Origin of the sequence: Pseudomonas sp. NFACC25 (genome assembly GCF_900100935.1) — a bacterium.
Classification (GTDB): Bacteria; Pseudomonadota; Gammaproteobacteria; order Pseudomonadales; family Pseudomonadaceae; genus Aquipseudomonas; species Aquipseudomonas marginalis.
Genome location: NZ_FMUC01000002.1, coordinates 726,452 through 749,801, shown reverse-complemented (window position 1 = coordinate 749,801; position 23,350 = coordinate 726,452). Strand labels below are relative to the sequence as shown.

The 23,350-nt window shown below is 61.1% G+C and carries 22 protein-coding genes; 11 read left to right on the top strand and 11 right to left on the bottom strand.

What is annotated here, in order from left to right:
* Window positions 1–43 precede the first annotated feature (43 nt).
* The 8 genes from BLQ09_RS07555 (at window position 44) to BLQ09_RS07520 (ending at window position 8,776) form a co-directional block, all read left to right on the top strand.
* Window positions 44–811 (top strand): TerC family protein, encoded by a 768-nt coding sequence (locus BLQ09_RS07555; RefSeq protein WP_027608010.1) that lies wholly within the window; start codon window positions 44–46, stop codon window positions 809–811.
* A 212-nt stretch (window positions 812–1,023) separates the two neighbouring features.
* On the top strand, window positions 1,024–2,682 hold the full coding sequence (locus BLQ09_RS07550) for a Na/Pi cotransporter family protein (protein ID WP_092356058.1): 1,659 nt from the start codon (window positions 1,024–1,026) through the stop codon (window positions 2,680–2,682).
* Between the two features lie 57 nt (window positions 2,683–2,739).
* Window positions 2,740–4,122, top strand: a complete 1,383-nt coding sequence (locus BLQ09_RS07545) for a M16 family metallopeptidase (RefSeq protein WP_092356055.1) — start codon at window positions 2,740–2,742, stop codon at window positions 4,120–4,122.
* Between the two features lie 72 nt (window positions 4,123–4,194).
* On the top strand, window positions 4,195–5,226 hold the full coding sequence (locus BLQ09_RS07540) for a DUF5924 family protein (protein WP_027608013.1): 1,032 nt from the start codon (window positions 4,195–4,197) through the stop codon (window positions 5,224–5,226).
* A 53-nt stretch (window positions 5,227–5,279) separates the two neighbouring features.
* On the top strand, window positions 5,280–6,428 hold the full coding sequence (locus tag BLQ09_RS07535) for an ABC transporter permease (protein WP_027608014.1): 1,149 nt from the start codon (window positions 5,280–5,282) through the stop codon (window positions 6,426–6,428).
* Window positions 6,425–7,228 (top strand): ABC transporter ATP-binding protein, encoded by an 804-nt coding sequence (locus BLQ09_RS07530; protein ID WP_027608015.1) that lies wholly within the window; start codon window positions 6,425–6,427, stop codon window positions 7,226–7,228. The genes BLQ09_RS07535 and BLQ09_RS07530 overlap by 4 nt, the downstream gene beginning before the upstream one ends.
* Before the next feature lies 1 nt (window position 7,229).
* Entirely contained in the window at window positions 7,230–8,168 is a 939-nt protein-coding gene (locus BLQ09_RS07525) for an MlaD family protein (protein WP_027608016.1), read from the top strand.
* On the top strand, window positions 8,165–8,776 hold the full coding sequence (locus tag BLQ09_RS07520; protein WP_092356052.1) for an ABC-type transport auxiliary lipoprotein family protein: 612 nt from the start codon (window positions 8,165–8,167) through the stop codon (window positions 8,774–8,776). The genes BLQ09_RS07525 and BLQ09_RS07520 overlap by 4 nt, the downstream gene beginning before the upstream one ends.
* An 89-nt stretch (window positions 8,777–8,865) precedes the next feature.
* Here the strand turns inward: BLQ09_RS07520 and BLQ09_RS07515 are convergent, their stop codons facing one another.
* The 5 genes from BLQ09_RS07515 to BLQ09_RS07495 form a co-directional block, all read right to left on the bottom strand.
* Window positions 8,866–10,095 (bottom strand): nucleoside recognition domain-containing protein, encoded by a 1,230-nt coding sequence (locus BLQ09_RS07515; protein ID WP_027608018.1) that lies wholly within the window; start codon window positions 10,093–10,095, stop codon window positions 8,866–8,868.
* Window positions 10,096–10,193: 98 nt separating this feature from the next.
* Complete coding sequence (gltP, locus tag BLQ09_RS07510; RefSeq protein ID WP_027608019.1) at window positions 10,194–11,525, bottom strand: glutamate/aspartate:proton symporter GltP; 1,332 nt, start codon at window positions 11,523–11,525, stop codon at window positions 10,194–10,196.
* 727 nt (window positions 11,526–12,252) lie between these two features.
* On the bottom strand, window positions 12,253–12,720 hold the full coding sequence (locus BLQ09_RS07505) for an inhibitor of vertebrate lysozyme family protein (RefSeq protein ID WP_027608020.1): 468 nt from the start codon (window positions 12,718–12,720) through the stop codon (window positions 12,253–12,255).
* Window positions 12,721–12,722: 2 nt separating this feature from the next.
* The gene (locus tag BLQ09_RS07500; RefSeq protein WP_003170804.1) at window positions 12,723–12,887 is read right to left on the bottom strand and encodes a DUF1328 domain-containing protein; all 165 of its coding nucleotides are present in this window, start codon (window positions 12,885–12,887) and stop codon (window positions 12,723–12,725) included.
* A gap of 83 nt (window positions 12,888–12,970) precedes the next feature.
* A complete protein-coding gene (locus BLQ09_RS07495) occupies window positions 12,971–13,255 on the bottom strand; it encodes a hypothetical protein (RefSeq protein WP_027608021.1) in 285 nt (94 codons plus the stop codon).
* A 378-nt stretch (window positions 13,256–13,633) separates the two neighbouring features.
* On the opposite strand from BLQ09_RS07495, the gene algB reads away from it, so the two are divergent.
* Window positions 13,634–14,980, top strand: coding sequence for a sigma-54-dependent response regulator transcription factor AlgB (gene algB, locus BLQ09_RS07490; protein WP_027608022.1), 1,347 nt, complete (start codon window positions 13,634–13,636; stop codon window positions 14,978–14,980).
* Window positions 14,981–14,990: 10 nt separating this feature from the next.
* Window positions 14,991–16,778, top strand: a complete 1,788-nt coding sequence (locus BLQ09_RS07485; RefSeq protein ID WP_092356049.1) for a KinB sensor domain-containing domain — start codon at window positions 14,991–14,993, stop codon at window positions 16,776–16,778.
* An 8-nt stretch (window positions 16,779–16,786) separates the two neighbouring features.
* Here BLQ09_RS07485 and BLQ09_RS07480 read toward each other — a convergent pair whose 3' ends face one another.
* From BLQ09_RS07480 to BLQ09_RS07455, 6 genes are all read right to left on the bottom strand, one after another.
* On the bottom strand, window positions 16,787–17,563 hold the full coding sequence (locus BLQ09_RS07480) for an N-acetylmuramoyl-L-alanine amidase (RefSeq protein ID WP_027608024.1): 777 nt from the start codon (window positions 17,561–17,563) through the stop codon (window positions 16,787–16,789).
* An 87-nt stretch (window positions 17,564–17,650) separates the two neighbouring features.
* Entirely contained in the window at window positions 17,651–19,717 is a 2,067-nt protein-coding gene (locus BLQ09_RS07475; protein ID WP_092356046.1) for a GGDEF domain-containing protein, read from the bottom strand.
* Entirely contained in the window at window positions 19,714–20,592 is an 879-nt protein-coding gene (locus tag BLQ09_RS07470) for an endonuclease/exonuclease/phosphatase family protein (RefSeq protein WP_065937860.1), read from the bottom strand. Before BLQ09_RS07470 ends, BLQ09_RS07475 begins: the two co-directional genes overlap by 4 nt.
* 10 nt (window positions 20,593–20,602) lie before the next feature.
* Entirely contained in the window at window positions 20,603–21,238 is a 636-nt protein-coding gene (gene dsbA / locus BLQ09_RS07465; protein WP_027608027.1) for a thiol:disulfide interchange protein DsbA, read from the bottom strand.
* A 168-nt stretch (window positions 21,239–21,406) separates the two neighbouring features.
* The gene (locus tag BLQ09_RS07460; protein WP_027608028.1) at window positions 21,407–22,033 is read right to left on the bottom strand and encodes a c-type cytochrome; all 627 of its coding nucleotides are present in this window, start codon (window positions 22,031–22,033) and stop codon (window positions 21,407–21,409) included.
* 33 nt (window positions 22,034–22,066) lie between these two features.
* Window positions 22,067–22,369 (bottom strand): c-type cytochrome, encoded by a 303-nt coding sequence (locus BLQ09_RS07455; RefSeq protein ID WP_027608029.1) that lies wholly within the window; start codon window positions 22,367–22,369, stop codon window positions 22,067–22,069.
* Between the two features lie 192 nt (window positions 22,370–22,561).
* Here BLQ09_RS07455 and yihA point away from each other — a divergent pair, with 192 nt between their 5' ends.
* Complete coding sequence (yihA, locus tag BLQ09_RS07450; protein ID WP_027608030.1) at window positions 22,562–23,203, top strand: ribosome biogenesis GTP-binding protein YihA/YsxC; 642 nt, start codon at window positions 22,562–22,564, stop codon at window positions 23,201–23,203.
* The last annotated feature ends 147 nt before the right edge of the window (window positions 23,204–23,350 follow it).

The window sequence follows — 23,350 nt, the reverse complement described above, 5'->3', positions numbered from 1 at the left end:
CGCTGCAGCTTGCGCGGTTTAACACTTGCTCAAAGGAATACACATGGAATGGCTGACCAATCCGGAAATCTGGATTGCCTTCTTCACCCTGACGGCCCTCGAGATCGTCCTGGGCATCGATAACATCATCATGATTTCGATCCTGGTCAGCCGCATGCCCAAGCATATGCAGGCACGCACCCGGATCTTCGGCCTGGCATTGGCCATGGTCACGCGAATCCTGTTGCTGCTGTCGATCACCTGGGTCATGCGCCTGACCGACGACCTGTTCGTGGTCTTCGGCCAAGGCATTTCAGGCCGCGACCTGATCCTGTTCTTCGGTGGCCTGTTCCTGCTGTGGAAAAGCTCCCAGGAGATGTACCACGCCCTGGAAGGTGAAGACGAAACCCACGACGAACCCAAGGGCGCCGGTGGCAAGTTCATCTACACCATCATCCAGATCGCGATCATCGACATCGTGTTCTCCCTGGACTCGGTGATCACCGCCGTGGGCATGGTCTCCCATGTGCCGGTCATGGTTGCCGCGATCATTGTTGCCGTATTGGTGATGATGCTGGCCGCCGGCACCATCAGCGACTTCATCGACAAGCACCCGTCGCTGAAAATGCTGGCACTGTCGTTCCTGCTGGTGGTCGGTACCGTGCTGATCGCCGAATCCTTCGACGTGCACGTGCCAAAAGGCTACGTCTACTTCGCCATGGCGTTCTCGCTGGCGGTGGAAGCGGTGAACATCAAGATGCGCACCGCCATCGCGAAAAAGAAGAAACAGCAGGACCCTGTGAAACTGCGCAAGGACATTCCGGGTCAATAAACCCGAGCCAGACAAAAAAGGGGCTTTTATAAGCCCCTTTTTTTCATGCATAAAAAGCTGATTTCATGACAGTTTTGTTTCAATCCCCACTTTAGCTATGCGATGCTGGCGCCGAGCCCATTCGCCAACTACAGCTTAACTACAAGACGTAGAACGGCACGCGGCAACTTTCCTTCGCTCCTCTTGGAGCGCACCCACACGGGGGGCCGAGCATGCTGACCTTGCTCAATCTGCTTTCCGCCGTGACCCTGCTTATCTGGGGCACGCACATCGTCCGTACCGGCATCCTGCGGGTCTACGGTTCAAACCTGCGTCAAGTCATCGGGCAGAACATGTCCAAGCGCTGGCTGGCATTTGTCGCCGGCATCCTGGTGACTGCCATGGTGCAGAGCAGCAACGCCACGGCAATGCTGGTGACCTCCTTTGTCGGCCAGGGCCTGATGGGGCTGGTGCCCGCCCTGGCGACCATGCTCGGCGCCGACGTCGGTACCGCGCTGATGGCGCGGGTGCTGACCTTCGACCTGTCCTGGCTGTCGCCGCTGCTGATCTTTCTCGGGGTGATTTTCTTCCTGTCGCGCAAACAGACGCGGGCAGGGCAGTTGGGCCGGGTCGGGATCGGCCTCGGGCTGATCATCCTCGCGCTGCAGTTAATCGTCGAAGCCGCCGGGCCGATTACCCACGCCCAGGGCGTGAAAGTACTGTTCGCCTCGCTGACCGGCGATATTTTGCTCGATGCCCTGGTCGGCGCCCTGTTCGCGATGATTTCCTACTCCAGCCTCGCCGCTGTCCTGCTGACCGCCACCCTGGCCGGCGCCGGGGTGATCGGCTTGCACGTGGCCATCGGCCTGGTAATCGGCGCCAACATCGGCAGCGGCGTGCTGGCCTTTCTCAGCACCAGCATGCAGAACGCCGCCGGTCGCCAGGTCGCCTTGGGCAGCCTGCTGTACAAACTGATCGGCCTGCTGCTGATTATTCCGGTACTCGACCCGTTGGTGCTGTGGATGGACGGGCTGGACTACAGTGCCCAAGGCATGGTCATCACCTTCCACCTGCTCTACAACGTCAGCCGTTGCCTGATCCTGCTGCCCACCATCGGCCCCATGGCCAGGCTGTGCGCCTGGTTGCTGCCGGAGCGGGACGAGGTCAACGGCAAGGCCCAACCGCGCCACCTGGACCCCACGGCCCTGACCACACCGAGCCTGGCCCTGGCCAACGCCGCGCGCGAAACCCTGCGCCTGGGTGATCTGATCGACAACATGCTTACCGCCATGCAGGAAGTGCTGCGCGGCAAACAGACAGCCATTACCCAGGAAATACGCAGCCTCAGCGATGATGTCGAGGCACTCTACAGCGCGATCAAACTCTACCTGGCGCAAATGCCCCGCGAAGACCTCAGCGAGCAAGACAGTCGGCGCTGGGCCGAAATCATCGAGCTGTCGATCAACCTGAAACTGGCCGGCGACCTGATCGAACGCATGCTGCGTAAAGTCCAGCAGCAGAAAACCTCCCAACGCCGCCAGTTTTCCGAAGTGGGCCTGGAAGAACTCACCGGCCTGCACAGCCAATTGATCGCCAACCTGCGCCTGGGCTTGTCGGTGTTCCTCAGTGCCGACCCGGAAAGCGCCCGCCAACTGCTGCGCGAAAAGCGCCGCTTCCGCGCCCAGGAACGCCGCCTGGCCCACGCCCACGTCAGCCGCCTGCAGCGCAAGATCGTGCAGAGCCTGGAGACCAGTTCCCTGCACCTGGAGCTGATTGCCGACATGAAACGCTTGAACTCGTTGTTTTGCAGCAGTGCTTATGTAGTCTTGGAAACGTCCGACACCGGCGCACTCTCCGCCGAAGATATTGCCGACATCACACATTCGCCCTGAACGTACGATGGCCCGTGAAGTCAGTTAAAGCTGACCTCACTCGCCAGGAAGCTTGTTATGCGTCGCCTGTTGTTCGCTTGCCTGCTCATGGGTTCTGCCCACGTCTTTGCCTTTGACCGCTTGAAGGTTGAGGGCTACACCTTGCCCAACGGCCTGCAATTGCTGCTTAAACCGGGCACCGAGCGCGGCCATGTGGCGATTCGCCTGGTGGTCGGCGTCGGCCTGGACGACTTCGGCTGCGAGGACAAGGAACTGCCGCACCTGCTCGAGCACTTGCTGTTCAGCGGTATCGACGGCGGCGGCGAAGGCGAGCTGGAAGACCGCATGCAAGCCCTGGGTGGCGAGTGGAACGCCTACACCAGCAACGCCGATACGACCTTTGTGATCGAGGCGCCCGCGCAAAACCAGCGCAAGGTGCTCGACCTGCTGCTGGCGATCATCACCCGCACCCAGCTGACCGACGCCAATATCAACGCGGCCAAACAGGTAGTCGAGCGCGAAGACGGCGGTCATTACTCCCACCTGCAACGCCTGCTCGACCGCCAGGACCTGGGCCACACCGCCAGCAATCAACTGGCCATCGAGCTGGGGCTCAAATGCGCCGAGCGCGCCGAGGTCGATCACCTGACCCGCGACCAACTGGAGACGCTGCGCAAAAATTGGTACGCCCCCAACAACATGACCCTGATCATCGTCGGCGACCTCGACAAACTGCTGCCGGCCTACCTAGAACGCACCTACGGCCAACTCGACCCGATCGAACCCAGCGAGCACCCGGCGCTGCCGCAGATCCAGCACGCCGCCGCCAGCCACCGCGACCTGATCCACGGCTGGGTGGGCGACAGTGCCAAACTGCACTGGCTGTTCCCCGAGCCGGTGCTGGACGACCAGCACGATGAAACCTACGACCTGCTCAAGGATTACCTGGACTGGGCGCTGTACCGCCAACTACGCCTCAAGCATGGGTTGTCCTACGGGCCCTGGAGCGAGCGCGAAGTGCTCGGCGGCGTTGGCTTCCTCAGCCTGAATGCCGACCTCGAGCGGGACAACCTCCCCGAAGCCGAGCAGGTGCTGCAAGACCTCAAGGCGCAACTGCTCAAGGACGGCCTTGACCCAACGGTATTTGCCCGCCTCAAACAGGCCGCCATCGCCCGCCAGGCCTGGGCCGTGCAGGGCAATAGCGCGCTGGCCGACTATTACTGGAGCGCCTCGGGCGATTATGACAACGGCCACTTCAGCGATCCGGTCAAACGCATCAAGGCCGTGAGCCTGGAGCAGACCAGCCAGGCCATGCGCGAGTTGCTCAAGCAACCGGGTTACTGGCGCATCGAGAAACCACTCCTGAGCTACGACATGCTCAACTGGATCGGCGCCGGCGTCCTCGGGCTGATCGCCATTGCGTTGATCGGCCTGCGCCGTTATCGCAAACGGATCGCGTAATGAGGCACCGAACCCTGGCCTAAGACGTTATTCTGTCTGGGATTTTTTCCTACAAAGACTGCGAACCGCCGAATGCAAAACCTGACCCGCTTAATCACCCGCGTCCTCGAACTGATGAAGCGCTACCCAGGGGTGATTGCACTCGGCGGTTTTATCTCGGGTGTCTGCAGCTTCATCCTGGTAGATCGCCAGCAGGGCATGGCCAGTTGGATCGCGGTGATCATGCTGGTGAGCTGGCTGTGGCTGATGCTGGAAAACAGCTTTACCCAGCTGTTCACCAAAGTCTTCAAGCGCGAAATACCCGAACCCCTGCTGCGCTACGCGACCCAGATGATCCACCAGGAAAGTCTGTTCTTCGTGCTGCCGTTCTTTTTCGTCACCACTGCCTGGAACAGCGGCCAATCGGTGTTCACCGGCCTGCTCGGCGCGGCCGCGCTGGTGTCGATCGTCGACCCGCTGTACTACAAATGGCTGGCGCCCAAGCGTTCGTTGTTCCTCGCGTTGCACACCCTGACCCTGTTCGCCGCGCTGCTCACTGCGCTGCCGATCATCCTGCACCTGACCACCGCCGAAAGTTACAAACTCGCCCTCGGCGTCGCCATGGCCTTGTCGATTCCAAGCCTGGCGGTGAGCCTGCCGCTGCGCAGCCTCAAGGGCTGGGCGATGCTGCTAGGGGTAACGGCCGCCATTGGTTGCGCGGGCTGGTTCCTGCGCAGTTGGGTACCGCCGGCCACCTTGTGGATGACCGAAGTGGCGATCAGCACCCAACTGCAAGACCGCACGCCGGGTGACGACCTCAAGGAAGTCAGCGCCGCCCAACTGCGCAGCGGCGGGCTCTATGCCTACACCGCAATCAACGCGCCGCGCGGGCTGGATGAGCGGATCTACCACGTGTGGAAACTCAACGGCAAAGAGGTGGACCGCATCGCGTTGGATATCCACGGCGGGCGCAAGGAAGGCTATCGCGCCTGGACCCACAAGCAGAACTTCCCGCCCGATGCGGTCGGCCGCTGGCAGGTGAGGGTGCTGACCGAAGACGGGCAGGTCATCGGTGTGCTGCGCTTCAAAGTGACTGACGCAGCACAAACGGACAACCCAAAGTAGGCAGGATCGTGCTATTACGTAGGAATTGTGGATAGCAAACAAGCTCGGAGCTTATGACCAGTAGCACCACGGCCGGCACAGCCCACCTCGATACGTCCACCGCCCCCCCATTACTGCGGATTACAGGGGACTGGACGCTTGCCCACTACGCAAACCTGAAGAAGCTGTCGGACAAGCTCGACGGCCAATACGATGCTGGTGCGCGCATCGATCTCAATGGTCTCGGCGCCCTGGATACCGCCGGCGCCTCGCTGCTGGTGGAGCTGCTGGGGCCCACCCGTATCGAACAATCCGCCGAGCAGACCGACTGCAGCCTGTCCGCCGCCGACCGCGCGCTGCTCAAGACCGTCTACCGCTCCCTCAACGATTTTTGCGTGCCGGACAAAGCGCCGGAAGAAGCCACTGGCATTCAGGTGCTGGCGCGTATCGGCGCGGCCGTGGACAAGGTCTGGCAAGACAGCAAGCAACTGCTGGGCTTTATCGGCCTGATCCTCGAAACCTTCGCCCGGGGCATTTTCCGGCCCAAGCGCTGGCGCCTGACGCCAATGGTCGCCCATCTTGAGCAGGTCGGCCTCGACGCCGCGCCCATCGTCGCGTTGCTGACCTTTCTGGTCGGTGCCGTCGTGGCGTTCCTCGGCGCTACAGTGCTCAAGAGCTTTGGCGCAACGATCTTTACCGTGGACTTGGTGGCGTTCTCTTTCCTACGGGAATTCGGCGTATTGCTCACCGCCATCCTGATTGCCGGTCGCACCGCCAGCGCCTTTACCGCGCAAATCGGCTCGATGAAGGCCAATGAAGAAATCGACGCCATCCGCACCCTGGGCCTGGACCCGATGGAGTTGCTGGTATTGCCGCGCGTGCTGGCGTTGCTGGTGGCACTGCCGATGCTGACGTTCATGGCAATGCTGGCGGGGATCGTCGGCGGCGGCGTGGTCTGCGCCGTGGCCCTGGACATCTCGCCGGCGATGTTCCTCTCGCTGCTGCAATCGGACATTGGCGTGCAGCACTTCCTGGTGGGCATGGTAAAAGCCCCGTTCTTCGCCTTCCTGATCGCCGCCATCGGCTGCCTGGAAGGCTTCAAGGTCAGCGGCAGCGCCGAATCGGTCGGCGCCCACACCACCTCCAGCGTGGTGCAATCGATCTTTGTGGTGATCGTGCTGGATGCGGTGGCCGCGTTGTTCTTCATGGAGATGGGCTGGTGAGTCGTCTGCACCGTGCGCCCACCGAGGCGGTGATTGAAGTGCGTGGCCTGTGCAATCGCTTTGGCAGCCAGCGCGTACACGAGCATCTCGACCTGGATCTGTACAAGGGCGAAATCCTTGCGGTGGTCGGCGGCTCCGGCAGCGGCAAGTCGGTGCTGCTGCGCAGCATCGTCGGCCTGCGCCGGCCCAGTGAAGGCGAAGTGCGGGTGTTCGGTAAGAACCTGCCGAGCCTGCCGGAACATGAACGCTCGCTGGTGGAACGGCGCTTTGGCGTACTGTTCCAGAAGGGCGCGCTGTTCTCCTCGCTGACAGTGACCGAGAACGTCGCGCTGCCGCTGATCGAACATGCCGGGCTCAGCCGCCGTGATGCCGAGCACTTGGCGGCGGTCAAGCTGGCCTTGGCCGGACTGCCGCTGTCGGCGGCCGACAAATACCCGGCCTCGCTGTCCGGCGGCATGATCAAGCGCGCGGCCCTGGCACGCGCCCTGGCGCTGGACCCGGACATCCTGTTCCTCGACGAACCCACCGCCGGCCTCGACCCGATTGGTGCGGCGCAATTCGACCAACTGATCCTGACCCTGCGTGATGCGCTGGACCTGAGCGTGTTCCTGGTCACCCATGACCTGGACACGCTCTACACCATCACCGACCGTGTGGCGGTGCTGGCGCAGAAGAAGGTGCTGGTGGCCGATGCCATCGATATCGTCTCGGAAACGGACGACGCCTGGATTCACGAATATTTCCACGGCCCCCGAGGCCGCGCGGCATTGGATGCCGCTCAACCGCTCAACGAGGTATGACATGGAAACCCGAGCCCATCATGTGATGATCGGTCTGTTCAGCGTGATCGTGGTGGTCGGCGCGATGCTGTTTGGCCTGTGGCTGGCCAAATCCAGCGTCGACAGCGCCTTCCAGGATTACGAAGTGATCTTCAACGAAGCGGTCAGCGGTCTGTCCCAGGGCAGCTCGGTGCAATACAGCGGGATCAAGGTGGGCGATGTCATCAGCCTGCGCCTGGACCCCAAGGACCCGCGCCGCGTACTCGCGCGCATTCGCCTGGCCGGCCAGACACCGATCAAGGAAGACACCCAGGCCAAACTCGCGCTGACCGGCATCACCGGCACCTCGATCATCCAACTCAGCGGCGGCACGCCGCAAAGCCCGGAGCTCAAGGGCAAGGACGGCAACCTGCCGGAGATCATCGCCTCGCCATCGCCGATCGCGCGATTGCTCAATAACAGCAACGACCTGATGACCAGCATCAACCTGCTGCTGCACAACGCCAACGACATGTTCTCCGCGCAGAATGTCGAGCGCCTCAGCAACACCCTGGACCATCTGGAACAGACCACCGGCGCGATTGCCGACCAGCGTGGGGATATCAAGGTGGTGATGCAGCAATTGATGCAGGTAAGCAAGCAGGCCGGGGCCGCCCTGGAGCAGACCACGGCGCTGATGCGCAACGCCAATGGCCTGCTCAGTGATCAAGGCAAGCAGGTCTTCGGCAGCGCCGAACAGGCGATGAAATCCCTTGAGCAAAGCACCGCCACCATCAATACCTTGCTCACCAACAACAAGGACTCGGTGAACAGCGGCATGCAGGGTCTCAACGAACTGGCGCCGGCCGTGCGCGAACTGCGCGAAACCCTCGGTTCACTGCGCGCCATCTCTCGCCGCCTGGAAGCCAACCCCAGCGGCTACCTGCTGGGCAGCGACAAGAACAAGGAGTTCACGCCATGAAGCGTGCTTACCAAATGATCGCCCCTGTGGCCTTGGCGCTGATCAGCGCCTGCTCGATCCTGCCCAAGGCGGATCCGTCGGACGTCTACCGACTGCCCTCGGCCCAGGCCGCCAACCAGGGAGCGCCGGTCAGTTGGTCGCTGCGCCTGGCAAAGCCGCAGACCAGTGAGTTCCTCGACAGCCCGCGCATCGCCGTGGTGCCCAATGGCGATTTGATCAGCAGCTATGCGAACTCACGCTGGAGCGACCCAGTGCCCGTGCTGCTGCGCAATCGCCTGATGGACGGGTTCCAGCGCGATGGACGCGTGACGCTGTTGAGCACCGACGACACCAACCTGCAGGCCGATTATGAATTGGGCGGGCAGTTGCAGGCGTTTCAGAGCGAGTACCGGGGCAGTGCGGTAGCGGTGGTGATCCGCCTCGACGCACGCCTGGTGCGTGGGAGTGATCAGCGGATTATTGCCAGCCGGCGGTTTGAAGTGCAGCAGGCGGTGACTGACACCAAAGTGCCGGCGGTGGTGGCCGGGTTTGGGTTGGCGGGAGATCAGTTGAACAGGCAGGTGGTGGAGTGGGTTGTTCAGCAGGGCAATGGTGCGGGGAAACGCTGAGGGCCTCATCGGGGGGCCCCCTCCCACATGTGGATCTGTGAACACATTCAAATATGGGAGGGGGCTTGCTCCCGATAGCTATTTAAGCTTCAGCCAAAGAACCAGTAGCACACCGCGATCGCTGCGACCACACCAGCAAACTCAGCCAGCAACGCGCACCCTACGGCATGCCGCGCCCGCTGGATGCCGACCGAACCGAAGTACACCGCCAACACATAAAAGGTGGTCTCCGTACTGCCCTGAATCGTCGCCGCCACCAACGCCGGGAAGCTGTCCACCCCCTGGGTCTGCATGGTCTCGATCAACATCGCCCGGGCCGCGCTGCCGGAGAAGGGCTTGACCATCGCCGTCGGCAAGGCGTCGACAAAGCGCGTGTCCATGCCCGTCCAGGCCACCACATGGCGAATGCCTTCGAGGCCCAGGTCCAGCGCGCCGGAGGCACGCAACACGCCCACCGCACAGAGCATCGCCACCAGGTACGGCAACAGGTTCTTGGCAACGTCGAAACCTTCTTTGGCGCCTTCGACAAATGCTTCGTAGACCTTCACCTTGCGCAGCGCGCCGATCAGCAGGAACAGCATGATCAGGCCGAACAACGTGAGGTTGCCGAGGATTGACGACAATCCCGCCAATGCGGTGGCCGAGAGGGTCGCCAGCAGGGCCATGAACCCACCCAGTACCAATGCGCCTGGAACCAGGTAGGCCAGCACCACCGGGTCCCACAGCCGCAGGCGCTGCATCACCGCCACCGACAGCAGGCCCACCAATGTGGATGCGCTGGTGGCCAGCAGGATCGGCAGGAATACCAGGGTCGGATCGGGCGCACCTTGCTGGGCGCGATACATGAAGATCGTCACCGGCAACAGGGTCAGGGAGGATGCATTGAGCACCAGGAACAGGATCTGCGCGTTAGTCGCCGTGTTAGGGATGGGATTGAGCTCTTGCAGCGCCTTCATGGCCTTCAGGCCGATAGGTGTTGCTGCGTTATCCAGGCCCAAGCCGTTGGCGGCAAAGTTGAGGGTGATCAGGCCAATGGCCGGGTGACCGGCCGGCACTTCCGGCATCAGGCGCAGGAACAGCGGGCCCAGGGCCTTGGCCAGCCATTCGACAATCCCGGCTTTTTCGGCGATCCGCAAGAAGCCCAGCCATAACGTCAGGGTGCCGAACAACAGCACCATCACTTCCACCGACAATTTGGCCATGGCGAAAATGCTTTCGACCATCGCCGCGAAAATCCCGGCGTTACCGCCCACCAGCCATTGCGCCAGTGCTGACACCATTGCCACGACAAAGAAGCCAAGCCACAGGCCATTGAGCATCAGTTGAATCCCCCGAAAGATGGGGCGAATGATAGCGGGGCTGGCAGAAACGACAAACCCCGGAATTATCCGAGGTTTGTGTCAGCGCAATCGTACGATCAGCCGCGAGTGATCTCGCCGGCCGGCAGCGCTTCCTTGGTGCGCCAATGCGGCAGGGAGTTCCAGTAGCGCTCGCCCTTGGCGTCGTCGTACATGCCTTCCCAACGGGAGATGACCAGCACGGCCAGGGCGTTGCCGATCACGTTCAGGGCGGTGCGGGCCATGTCCATGATGCGGTCGACACCGGCGATGAACGCCAGGCCTTCCAATGGGATGCCCACGCTGCCCAGGGTGGCCAGCAGCACTACGAAGGACACGCCCGGCACACCGGCGATGCCTTTGGAGGTGACCATCAGGGTCAATACCAGCATCAGTTGCTGCCCGATCGACAAGTCGATGCCATACAGCTGGGCGATAAAGATCGCCGCGATGCTCTGGTACAGGGTCGAACCGTCGAGATTGAACGAGTAGCCGGTCGGCACCACGAAGCTGCAGATGGCCTTCGGCGCGCCGTAGGCTTCCATCTTCTCGATCACGCGCGGCAGCACAGTTTCGGAACTGGCGGTGGAGTAGGCCAGCACCAACTCGTCCTTGAAGATGCGCATCACTTTCAGGATTGAGAAGCCAAACAGGCGGGCGATCAGGCCCAGCACCGCAAAGGCGAAGAACAGGATGGCGACGTAAACCAGGATCACCAGCTTGGCCAATGGCAGCAACGAAGCGAAGCCGAAGTTCGCCACCGTCACCGCGATCAGCGCGAATACGCCGATGGGGGCGTACTTCATGATCATGTGGGTGACTTTGAACATGCTCTCGGACACGCCCTGGAACATGGTCACCAGCGGCTCGCGCAGATCCGGCTTGAGGCTCGACAGGCCCAGGCCGAACAGCACGGAGAAGAAGATGATCGGCAGCATCTCGCCACGGGCTACAGCGGCGAAGATGTTAGACGGGATCAGGTTGAGGATGGTCTGGATGAACGCATGCTCATGCTGCACCTCGGCGGCGGTCGCCTGGTACTTGGAAATATCGACGGTACCCAGGGTACTCATGTCGATGCCTGCACCCGGGTGGAACAGGTTGGCCAGCAGTAGGCCGACCACGATGGCGATGGTGGTGACCACTTCGAAGTAAAGGATGGTTTTGACGCCGATGCGCCCGAGCTTTTTCGCGTCACCGACACCGGCAATGCCGACGATCAACGAGGAAATCACAATCGGGATCACGATCATCTTGATCAGGCGGATAAAGATATCGCCCGCTGGCTGCAACACATTGCTGATCCACCAGGCCTTCTCAGCACTGAAATGGTTGAGCACTGCGCCGATTGCGATCCCCAATACCAAACCGATGAGGATCTGCCAGGCGAGGCTTAGCTTTGCCTTCTTCATGTCATTACCCTTACTTCAAGTGAACTTAAGGCAAATGCGCCAGCTGCAACGCTCGAGAGCGAAAAAGTGTGTGCATCTGCCTCCATGGAAGGTCACCGCAGCATGGCCGAAATGGCTTACTGGCAGGCGAAAAAAGGCGCAACTATTCCCATGCAAGGGGACGACGTCTAATGCCGTAAACGCCTACCCCATGCCAAATCGGCATGACTTTTTTTCATAATAACTGTCCGAACGGTCAGTTCAAATGTGACATTTTGTCCGGTGAATATGCCGTGAACCGGCCAATTCAGGCTCGCGCAGAGATTTTGCAGGTCTTGGAGAGGTTGGCAGAAATGCCCGGGAACTCTGCCGTCGAGCGTCGGAAACGTCCTATGGCGCGCGCAAAACTTTCTCGATAGATGGTCGCCCCGACACACCCAGAAATGGTTGGTCGAAAGCAAAATCAGGATTTGCGGCTATGGGCAGCATAGGAGGCGGGAATAAGAGTCACAAGCCCGCCGCAAGTTCAGCAAGCCGTGGGCTTGTGAACCTGCGTCGCAGCTTTTCGCCTGACCCGGCCCTTGCGCAGGCACTCCCTGTGCCCGTAGGTCACGCCGATCCCGATTGATCAGAGCAACCCGGCCCCCTGGTCATGCATCACCCTTGGCGGGCAATGCAGACAGAAAGAAGCGCGGGGCTTCTTTCCATGGACGCTGATTGCGCAGACGACAGACGCGTCAGACGCAACCTAGTACCAATTCGGATCTTTCTTCAGCTGCTCCATGAGGAGCTTTTGCATGCCTTCGTCCGGCTTACCGATAAACCGGTAATCGGCGTGCCGCGTCGGGGACTTGTCCGCCGGCAAACCGGCCGGGACTTCCACCAACATGGCGTAGGCATCTTCCTTGTCGAGGCTGAAGGCGACGATCAGGCGCTTTTGGAGGCATGTATCCGCAGTTTCGCAGAGCGGCCCCACCAGGTACTTGTCGCCATCTTCTTCCACGGCATTCATTTGCTCGGCCGTGCCCGAAAGGTTCATCACCCATTCCGGCAGGCGCTCTTCTTTCTTCACCACGCCTTGCCAGGTCTCGCGGTATTGCGGGTCCGCACTGAGCAATTCGTTGGCTCGGGATTGGCCGTCATTGGCGGCCATCGCCAGGCCGCTGCCGCCCAAGAGCAGGGCGGCAGCAATGGCTTTGAGGGACAAAGTGGTCATATTCAGCCTCGGCCGCGACGACCAAAGAAGAACGAAGCAATGAACATCACCAGGAAGACGACAAAGAGAATCTTGGCGATACCCGTGGCGGTGCCCGCGATACCACCGAAGCCCAGGACTGCAGCCACAATGGCGATGATCAGAAATGTGATTGCCCAACTCAACATGGTGATTCTCCTTACGCTTCTTTTAAGAGGTAACAGCGGTAGTGCCGGACGGGCGCTCGACATCAAGCGACCGACGTTCTTGCTTAAAACACCCAGCGCTCTTGAGTCGGCAGCTCGCCCAGGGTGGAATCCTGGTCGGCCACACGCAATTGCGGGGCGGTTACATCGGCGCTACGGGTGCCAATGGAACTGAAATGGGTCTGGGTCGTTACCGGACGGTCGAACGATGGGGCGTGCTGCTGACTCTGCTGCCATTGCTGCAACTGCTGGCCTGCAATCAGCGTGACCATCAGGGCCAGGCTGGCAAACAGCCCTTGTTGCAAGCGCAGTGGCGATACACGCAGTTGGCTGAGGCTTTGGCGAGTCATGCTGCATTTCTCCCACATTCTGATTATTCGTTGGGATAGCTATTGCAGAGCGCATGCCAGCTTTTTTATAAAATAAAAACCAATAAAATCAATAAGTTAAATATATGCACTAGGTCAATCGCCCAGCATCCTGCACGATGCCCTCTACTACGCCGTGCGAAATGCACGATGGTCAGTGGTCGGATGAAGGGATAGAAAGCACGGAGGGTGGTGCCGAAGGGGCAGACAGCATGAAAACGCTGTAAGGCGGGACTTCGCAGGAAGCCGCGCAGATAGCTGCACGACATCGCCTTTTATCGATCAGAATAAACCATGCAACTTGCCCGATTATTCCGGGACTAAACACCATCATTTATATAGTTAAGGAGCGCGGGACAGATGGAATCAGCCAAGGAACTTCAAGGCCGCATTCTTTTAGTGGATGACGAGTCCGCGATCCTCCGCACCTTCCGTTATTGCCTGGAAGATGAAGGCTACACCGTCGCGACCGCCAACAGCGCCGCCCAGGCCGATGCCCTGATGCAACGCCAGGTGTTCGACCTGTGCTTCCTGGACCTGCGCCTGGGTGAAGACGATGGCCTGGTGGTATTGGCCCAGATGCGTATCCAGGCGCCGTGGATGCGCGTGGTGATCGTGACCGCCCATTCCGCCGTGGATACCGCCGTGGACGCAATCCAGGCCGGTGCCGCCGACTACCTGGTCAAGCCTTGCAGCCCCGACCAACTTCGCCTGGCCACCGCCAAACAGCTGGAAGTACGCCAACTTTCCGCGCGCCTGGAAGTATTGGAAGGCGCCGTACGCCAGCAGAAAGACGGCCTCGACTCCCACAGTCCGTCAATGATGGTTGTGCTTGAAACCGCACGCCAGGTGGCGGGTACCGATGCCAACATCCTGATCCTCGGCGAGTCCGGCACGGGTAAAGGCGAACTGGCCCGGGCCATTCACGGCTGGAGCAAGCGCGCGAAGAAATCCTGCGTGACCATCAACTGTCCGTCGCTGACGGCAGAACTGATGGAAAGCGAGCTGTTCGGCCATAGCCGTGGCGCCTTTACCGGTGCCAGTGAGAGCACGTTGGGCCGAGTCAACCAGGCGGACGGCGGTACGCTGTTTCTCGACGAGATCGGCGACTTTCCCCTCACTCTGCAACCCAAGTTGCTGCGATTTATCCAGGACAAGGAGTATGAGCGCGTGGGCGACCCGGTCACCCGTCGCGCCGATGTGCGTATCCTGGCCGCCACCAACCTGAACCTGGAAGACATGGTGCGCGACGGTCGCTTCCGGGAAGACTTGCTGTATCGCCTCAACGTCATCACCTTGCACCTGCCACCGCTGCGCGAGCGCAGTGAAGACATCCTCACCCTGGCAGACCGCTTCCTGGCGCGCTTCGTCAAGGAATACGCCCGCCCGGCGCGGGGCTTCAGTGATCAGGCGCGCGAAGCACTGCTCAACTATCGCTGGCCAGGCAATATCCGCGAACTGCGCAACGTGGTGGAACGCGCCAGCATCATCTGCCCACAGGAAAAGGTCGAAATCATCCACCTCGGCATGGCCGAACAACCGACCAATAACGCCCCGCGCATTGGCGCGGCGTTGAGCCTGGACGAGCTGGAGAAAGCCCATATCGGCGCCGTACTGGCCACCAGCGATACCCTGGACCAGGCCGCCCGCACCCTCGGCATCGACGCGTCGACCCTGTACCGCAAACGCAAACAGTACAACCTGTGAGCTGCACCCTATGAAGCTAGCGATGAAACTGCGCACTCGATTGTTCCTGAGTATCTCAGCGCTGATCACCGTCGCCCTGCTGGGTCTGATCCTGGGTCTGGTCAGCGTCATGCAAATGGCCAAGACCCAGGAGTCCCTGATTCGCAGCAACTTCGTCACGCTGGACCTGGGGCTCAAGCTGCGCCAAAGCCTGGGCGACCAATTGATCATGATGCTGGAACATCGCCCCGATCCGCAGGCATTGCAAAGCTCCAAGCAGCATTACTTCGACCTGCTGGAGCAAGGCATCGCCCATGAGCAACGCGACGGCCATAGCCACGGCTTCAGCCAGGCGCGAGCCCAATACCAGGACCTGCTGGACGCCTTCGAGCAATCCCAGCAGGCGTCGCCACCACCGGGCAGCAAGGAAAAACTCACCGAAACCTTCAATGTGCTGCGCAACGGGCTGATTGCCGAACATAAGCAGGCCTTGGAAAACATCAGCACCAGCGAACACAAATCCCGCGCACGCGCCTTGCTGATCGCCGGTTTGCTGGGGTTGGTGGGCCTTGCCGTGCTGATCATCGGATTTGTCACGGCCCATGGCATCGCCCGGCGATTTGGCGGCCCGATCGAAGCGCTGGCAAAAGCAGCGGACAAAATCGGCCAGGGCGATTTTGAAGTGACGCTGCCGCTCTCTTCGGCAGCGGAAATGAACCTGTTGACCCGTCGCTTCGGCCTTATGGCCGAGGCGGTGCGCCAGCATCAGGCGACTAATGTTGACGAGTTGCTGGCCGGCCAGCAGCGCCTGCAAGCCGTGCTCGACAGCATCGACGACGGCCTGCTGATGATTGACCGCCAAGGCCGCCTGGAGCATCTCAATCCGGTTGCACAACGCCAATTGGGCTGGGACGAGGAACGCCTCGGCCAAGGCCTTGGCGAAGCCCTGGTGCGCCCGGAGCTGGATGAACAACTGCAACTGGTGTTGCGCGGCGGCACTCTGGAGCGCGCGCCGGAGGACCTGGAAGTCGAAGTCGAGGGCGAACTGCGCCTGCTGACCTACAGCCTCACCCCTGTCAGCCATACCCAGGGACATATCCTTGGCGCGGTGATGGTGCTGCATGACGTCACCGAACAGCGCGCCTTCGAACGGGTGCGCAGCGAATTCGTCTTGCGCGCCTCCCATGAACTGCGCACGCCGGTGACCGGCATGCACATGGCGTTCGGCCTGTTCCGTGAACGCGCGAAGTTCCCGCCGGAATCCCGTGAAGCGGACCTGCTGGATACGGTCAATGAAGAAATGCAGCGCCTGATGCAGTTGATCAACGACCTGCTCAATTTCTCGCGCTACCAGAATGGCCTGCAGAAACTCACCTTGGGCCCCTGCGACGTGACCGATCTGCTCGAACACGCCCGCGCGCGCTTTGTGGAGCCCGCCAATGCGCAACACATCGAACTGTTGGTAGAAGTGCAATCCGACCTGCCACGGCTGTATGCCGACCAGGCGCAATTGGAACGGGTGCTCGACAACCTGTTGGGCAATGCCCTGCGTCATACCGCCGACGGTGGGCAAATTCGCCTGCAGGCGCGACGTCATGGCGAGCGGGTGATTATCAGCGTCGAAGACAACGGCGAAGGTATCGCTTATGGCCAGCAAGGGCGCATCTTCGAACCCTTTGTCCAGGTTGGGCGCAAGAAGGGCGGCGCCGGCCTGGGGCTGGCGCTGTGCAAGGAGATCGTGCAATTGCACGGCGGCCGCATGGGGGTGTATTCGCGGCCGGGGCAGGGCACCCAGTTCTATATGGCGCTGCCCTTGTAGGCGCCAGCTTAGCGCCGGTTCAGGGCACGCAGGATGGCAGCACTTTCGGCATCCGGCACGCCATCGAACCGGGATGGCCGGAAGCGCATCTGGAACGCCGCGATCACATGGCGCGTGGCGACATCCAACTCACCCGTCTGGGGTGTCGGGTAACCGAGGAGCGCCAATTCTTCCTGGAACCAGGTAATGCTCGGCAATTCAGCGGCATACTGCACCTGGAAACGGGCGACGGCCTGGGCATCCGGCCACACACTCAGGCCTTCATCGGCCAGGCGCTTCCAGGGGAACAGCGGCCCCGGATCGAGCTTTCGCAGCGGCGCGATATCGCTATGGCCGATGATGTTCCTGGGGTCGATGCCATTGCGCTTGCTGATGTCCTTGAGCAGCACCACCAGCGATTTCACCTGGGCCTCCGAGTACGGGTACCACAAGCGGCCTGTGGGGGTGTCCTTGTAGCCAGGGTTTACGATCTCGATGCCGATGGAGCTGGAGTTGAGCCAGGTACGCCCCATCCACTCGCTTTCTCCCGCATGCCAGGCACGTTGGCTCTCATCCACCAGCTTGTAGATGGTGGCGCCGGCGTCGTCACCGATCAGGTAATGAGCGCTGACCTGGCCGTGGGTCAGCAGGGCGAGGGAACGCTCAAGGTTAGTGGAGGTGTAGTGCACGACCACGAACTGCACGCGGTTGTCGTGATTCGCCGAAGGGTGGCGGGTGTCCAGGCGCGGACCACTGGCGCAGCCGGCGAGCAGAAGAAATACACAGGCGAAGTACAAGGATTTCATGGCGGAAGACAGTACGCTGAAGACGATAATGCAACAGTGTAACGTACCGTTTGTGGCCAGCGGTCAAATTACACGATGGAACGCCTTTTACGCGGCCTGCACCTGATTACGCCCAGCCGCCTTGGCCCGATACAACGCCTCGTCGGCTCGCTTGAGCGCCAGCTCACTGCGCTCACCCGGCTGCAGTTGCGCCACGCCCATGGACACGGTAATCGTCACCGGCTCGCCCTTGAAGTGGAATGGGCAGGCCGCGATCGCGGCACGCAGTACTTCACCCACCGCCAAGGCGTCCGAGAGGGACGAGTCAGGCATCAGCAACACAAACTCCTCACCGCCAAAACGCGCGATAAAGTCATTGGGGCGCAGGCGCTTGCGCAGGACGTTGGCGATGATTTTCAGCACCTTGTCACCCGCCAGATGGCCGTAGCCATCGTTGATGCGCTTGAAGTGATCCAGGTCCAACATCGCCAGCGACAGGCTATTGCCACGCTGGTGCCAGGCATTGACCTCATGGTCCAGACGCTCGCTCCAGGCCGCACGGTTAGGCAAACCGGTGAGCGGATCGACCAGGGCCTTCTGGCGTTGCACCTCCAGGTGCTCACGGTAACCCTGGGCTTCCTGCTCCATATTGGCGACCCGCTCGGCCAGGCCTTTCAGGCGCGCCGCCACTTCCTGCTCGCGCTGGTCACGTTGTTGCTGGTGCTCGTCCATGGTCCCGAGCAAACCCTCCAGATGGCTTTCGAGCACCTGCTTGAGGCTGTCCAGGTCCGCGGCTTCCTGGACACTGCTTTGCAGGCCGTCGACCTGTTCGCGAATCTGCGTGTCCAACTCCCTGGCAGCGGAGCGGCTGTCGGCATGGCCGTCGCTGGCCACCTGCAGATGGCCCTGGAAGGCTTCAAGGCGTTCGTTGAGCTGTTTGAGGTAAGCCTCAAACTCGTGCTGACCGCTGTCGGTGATCGCCAGCATCAGCACCGCCAGGTCATCGAGGATCGGCAGCAATTCGTACCAATTCAAGCCGTGGGCCAAGCGTTCACGCATGGCTTCGGCCTGGGGCCGATGGCGCTCGGGCAGGGCCAGCTCCTCCAGCAGGCCGATCAGGGTGTCTTCGATGTGCTTGGCCACGGAGCTGTACGATGGCTCCGGTGAATCCGGCAAGGAGTAGAGGCCATCCGATTGAAGTTCGTCGGGGTCCGGTTCTTCGACGTCAAGAACCGGAGGGAACGATAGGCTGCCGATCACCGTCTCCGGCGGCGCCTCGACAGCAACCTGTGGCGTTTCGATAAAGGCGGCGAGCGCGCTTTCGGTGGCGGGCTCTTGCAACTGCGGCTCAGGCTCCCAGGGCTCGACAGGTGCTGGAGATACGTCGACAGCCGCAGCTACTGCGGCCCTTTGGGCAGGCGCCTCGTACACAAACTTTTCACTGGCGACATCGGCGGCCTTGGCGGGCGCTGCGGCTTCGGGCTGGGCGGCAAGCGGCGCCTGAGGCGGCGGCGCAAAGGCCCGCAACGCTTGCGTCAACTCGTCGGACTGCTCGGGCTCCTGGGGCTCGGCGGCGGGCTTGGGGGCAACAGGGGCCGGCGGCGGACTGGGGATGGGCTCGCTGGCCGGCGCCTCGCTCGAAGCGTCCTTGGCCCCAAACAGGCGTTGCAACAAACCCGGCCCGGGACGCACGGTTTCACCGTCCGGCTCCAGGTTATCCAGCGCCTGCCCTTGCAGGCTGCTCAACTCGCTGAGCAATAAGGGAATCTCGCGCGCCTGACTGACGCGGCCATCCAACTGCTTGGCAAAGGTTTTCAGCGGACGGGCGACCTCACGGGGCAGCGGCAGCTTTTGCAACTGCGTGACCAGGGAGGTCAGTGCGGTGCTCATCTGGTCGATCCGGGTTTCGCGGCGCTGCTCCGAATCCAGTACCGCCTTCTCCAGGCGCGGCAGCAAGGCGGCGAGGGCGGCGTCCATGTCGTCGGTACGCACGACGTCGCGCATTTCCTTCATGCACTGGTCAACCGCGCGGTCGGTGCCTTCTGCCGCCAGTGTGCTGCGCACCAGCCCACGACGCAGCAGGTCGAGGCGGGCAGCCCAACGGCGTTCGAGCTTTTCTTGTTGCTCGATGCTTAACAGGTATTTTTCTTTCCAGCGCTGGGCGTCGTCGCTCATGCAAGGGGTCCGCGAGGGCCGGGGCTCAACGCGGGCAATGCATCAGCCGTGAGCGAACCCGGCAGACGAATCTCTACCGCGACCGGCAGGTGATCGGAGATGGGCTGCGCCAGTACCTGCACACTCTCGAGTGTGAGGCTCGGGCTGAGCAGGATATGGTCAAGACAGCGTTGCGGGCGCCAGCTGGGGAACGTGGCTTCGACTTGCGGCGCCAGTAGTCCGAGGTCACGCAACGGGGAATTCAGCAGGAGGTCGTTCGCATGGGTGTTCATGTCACCCATCAACACCTGATGCTTGTAGTTGCCAATCAGGTCGCGCACGTAGGCCAACTGCAGGTTGCGCGTACGCCCCCCGAGCGCCAGGTGCATCATCACCACCACCAAGGCTTCAGGGCCTTCGCCAAAACGCACGAGAATCGCCCCGCGCCCCTTGGGGCCCGGCAATGGGTGATCTTCGATGGAGGTGGGCTTCAAACGACTGAGCACACCATTACTGTGCTGCGCCAGGCGTCCGAGGTTGCGATTGAGCTGCTGGTACCAGTAGGGGAAGGCCCCGAGGTGCGCCAGGTGTTCGACCTGATTGATATAGCCGGAACGCATGCTGCCGCCGTCGGCTTCCTGCAGGGCGACCAGGTCGAAATCATTCAACAGGTCGCCGATCTTCTGCAGGTTACCGGCCCGGCCGTTGTGGGGCAGCAAATGCTGCCAGCCCCGGGTGAGGTAGTGCCGGTACTTCTCGGTGCTGTTGCCCACCTGGATATTGAAGCTGAGCAGGCGCAGGCGGTTGTCTGCCGGCAAACCTGTGGACTCCAGGTGATGTTCGTTGACCTGCGGTTCACGCAGGCCAACCACACGTTCAGTACCCCAGCGGCGCATGAGGAGCCCCTTACTTGGCTGCGCGTTCTTTGGCGATCAACTGGTCGGCAACGTTGAGGGTCGCTTCAGGACCACCGGTAGTGCCCAGGTCGAAACGGTACTTGCCGTTGACAATCATGGTTGGTACGCCTTGCACGCCGTACTTCTGCGCCAGCTCCTTGGCTTGCTTGATCTGGCCCTGGATCGCGAAGGAGTTGAAGGTGGCCAGGAACTTGTCCTTGTCGACGCCTTGGGTAGCAATGAAGTCAGCCATTTCGTCCGGCTTGGTCAGGCGCTTGCCTTGTTTCTGGATGGCGTCGAATACCGCGTTGTGGACCTTGTGCTCCACCCCCATGGCTTCCAGGGTCAGGAACAGTTGGCCGTGGGCATCCCATGGGCCGCCGAACATGGCGGGGATGCGCTTGAAGTTCACGTCCTTGGGCAGCTTCTCGACCCAAGGGTTGATGACCGGCTCAAAAGCGTAGCAATGCGGGCAGCCGTACCAGAACAGCTCCACCACTTCGATCTTGCCCGGTACCGAAACCGGCACTGGGTTGGCCAATTCAACGTAGGTTTTACCGGCTTCAAGCGGCACATCGGCAGCTTGCGCGGTCATGCCGAAGAGGCTGGCAGTGACGAGAGCGGCGCTGAGGATCAGATTACGCATGCTTTACTCCTGGACAAATAAAGTCGCCTCACGCGACCTTTGTTGTGACAGGTCTACGCGGGCATGAGTTCGTTAGTGTAACGGCAGCGGCCACAAAAAAGGGCGGCCTCAGCCACCCTTTTTATGCTTGCATCGATGGATTAATCGAGCGTTAACGTTGCGTGCACCTTAGTGCAGGCCCTGGATGTAGCTGGAGACCGCCGCAATGTCTTCATCACTCAGCTTGCGAGCGATGGTGCGCATGATTGCCGCGTCGCCATCATTGGCTCGCCCGGCCTCTTCCTTACGGAAATCGGTCAGCTGCTTGGCAATGTAGGTAGCGTGCTGGCCGCTCAGGTGCGGGAAGCCGGCGGCGGCTATGCCCGCGCCATTGGGCGAGTGGCAACCGGTGCAGGCAGGCAGGCCTTTATCCAGGTCACCGCCGCGGAACAGTTTCTCACCACGGGCCACCAGTTTCGGATCAGCAGCTCCCACACTGCCTTTCTGGCTGGCAAAATACGCCGCGATATCCGCCAGGTCCTGGTCACTGAGGTTGGTCAGCAGGCCGGTCATTTCCAGGACCGTGCGCTTGCCATCCTTGATGTCGTGCATCTGCTTGGTCAGGTAACGCTCACCCTGGCCGGCCAATTTGGGGAAGTTCGGCGCCGGGCTGTTACCATCCGGCCCATGGCAGGCACCACATACGGCGGCTTTCGCTTGACCGGCAGTGGCATCACCTTTAAGGGGGCCCTCTGCGGCGACGGCAACACCGGTGATGCCCAAGGTCAACAGCAGACTCACGATCAGTTTGTTCATCAGCTAATCCAACTACGGCTAAGGGTTTAAGAGTTATCTACCGGGTTTACTCACCATCAACTCAATGATGGCCTGGTAATCCTCGGTACTGCAGTCCATGCACAAACCACGCGGCGGCATTGCCTTGAAACCCTGGGTCACGTGTTGCACCAGCGTGTCCATGCCCTGCGCCAGTCTTGGCGCCCAGGCTGCCTGGTCACCCCGTTTCGGGGCGTTCGGCAGTTGGCCGGCATGGCAAGCCACGCAAACTCGGTTGTACACCGCTTCCGGATCCTGTGTAGCCTGAGCGCCATACAGCGGAACCAGGGCACCGAAAGCGAGCAACCATCGGGTCATACATCGACCTTTTCAGGGTTTGAGAGCGTTTTGCGTTCTAATGCGCAATAAAGGTCTATCGCTCCCGTGAACTTCATCCTTCGCTGGGACAAAGCACACACAAAATCTGCGGCATTATATACTGGCGCTACTGAAACGGAAACGACACCGCTTGCCGCACCCTTTTTCGGCACCGCCCACATCGGAAATCTCATGCAACTCAAGAACCCCATCCTCGGCCTGTGCCAACAGTCCACCTTCATGCTCAGCGCCGCCAAAGTTGACCAATGCCCCGATGACGAAGGCTTTGAAGTCGCCTTTGCCGGTCGCTCCAACGCCGGTAAATCCAGCGCACTGAACACCCTGACCCACGCCAGCCTCGCGCGCACCTCGAAAACCCCGGGCCGCACGCAGTTACTCAACTTCTTCAAGCTAGACGATGATCGGCGTCTGGTCGACCTGCCGGGCTACGGTTATGCAAAAGTACCTATCCCGCTGAAGCTGCACTGGCAGCGCCACCTGGAGGCTTACCTGGGTGGCCGCGAGAGTTTGAAGGGGTTGATCCTGATGATGGACATCCGTCATCCAATGACCGACTTCGACCTGCTGATGCTGGATTGGGCGGTCGCCAGCGGCATGCCGATGCATATCCTGCTGACCAAGGCCGACAAGCTCACCTACGGCGCCGCCAAGAACACCCTGCTCAAAGTGCAGTCCGAAATCCGCAAGGGTTGGGGTGACACAATCACCATCCAGCTGTTCTCGGCCCCCAAGCGCATGGGCCTGGAAGATGCCTATACCGTGCTGGCCGGCTGGATGGAGTTGGCTGACAAAGGCGCGGAACTCGCCGAGTAACTTTTCTGCGGGCAAAAAAAACCCCGGACTTCGTATGGGGAGGGGAAGTTCGGGGTTCAAGTACCGGACCGCTAGGGCGGGGTCCGGATATCTGCCAACACTTAACACAACATAGGAGCATTGAAGGGCTTCACCACCCATTCAGTA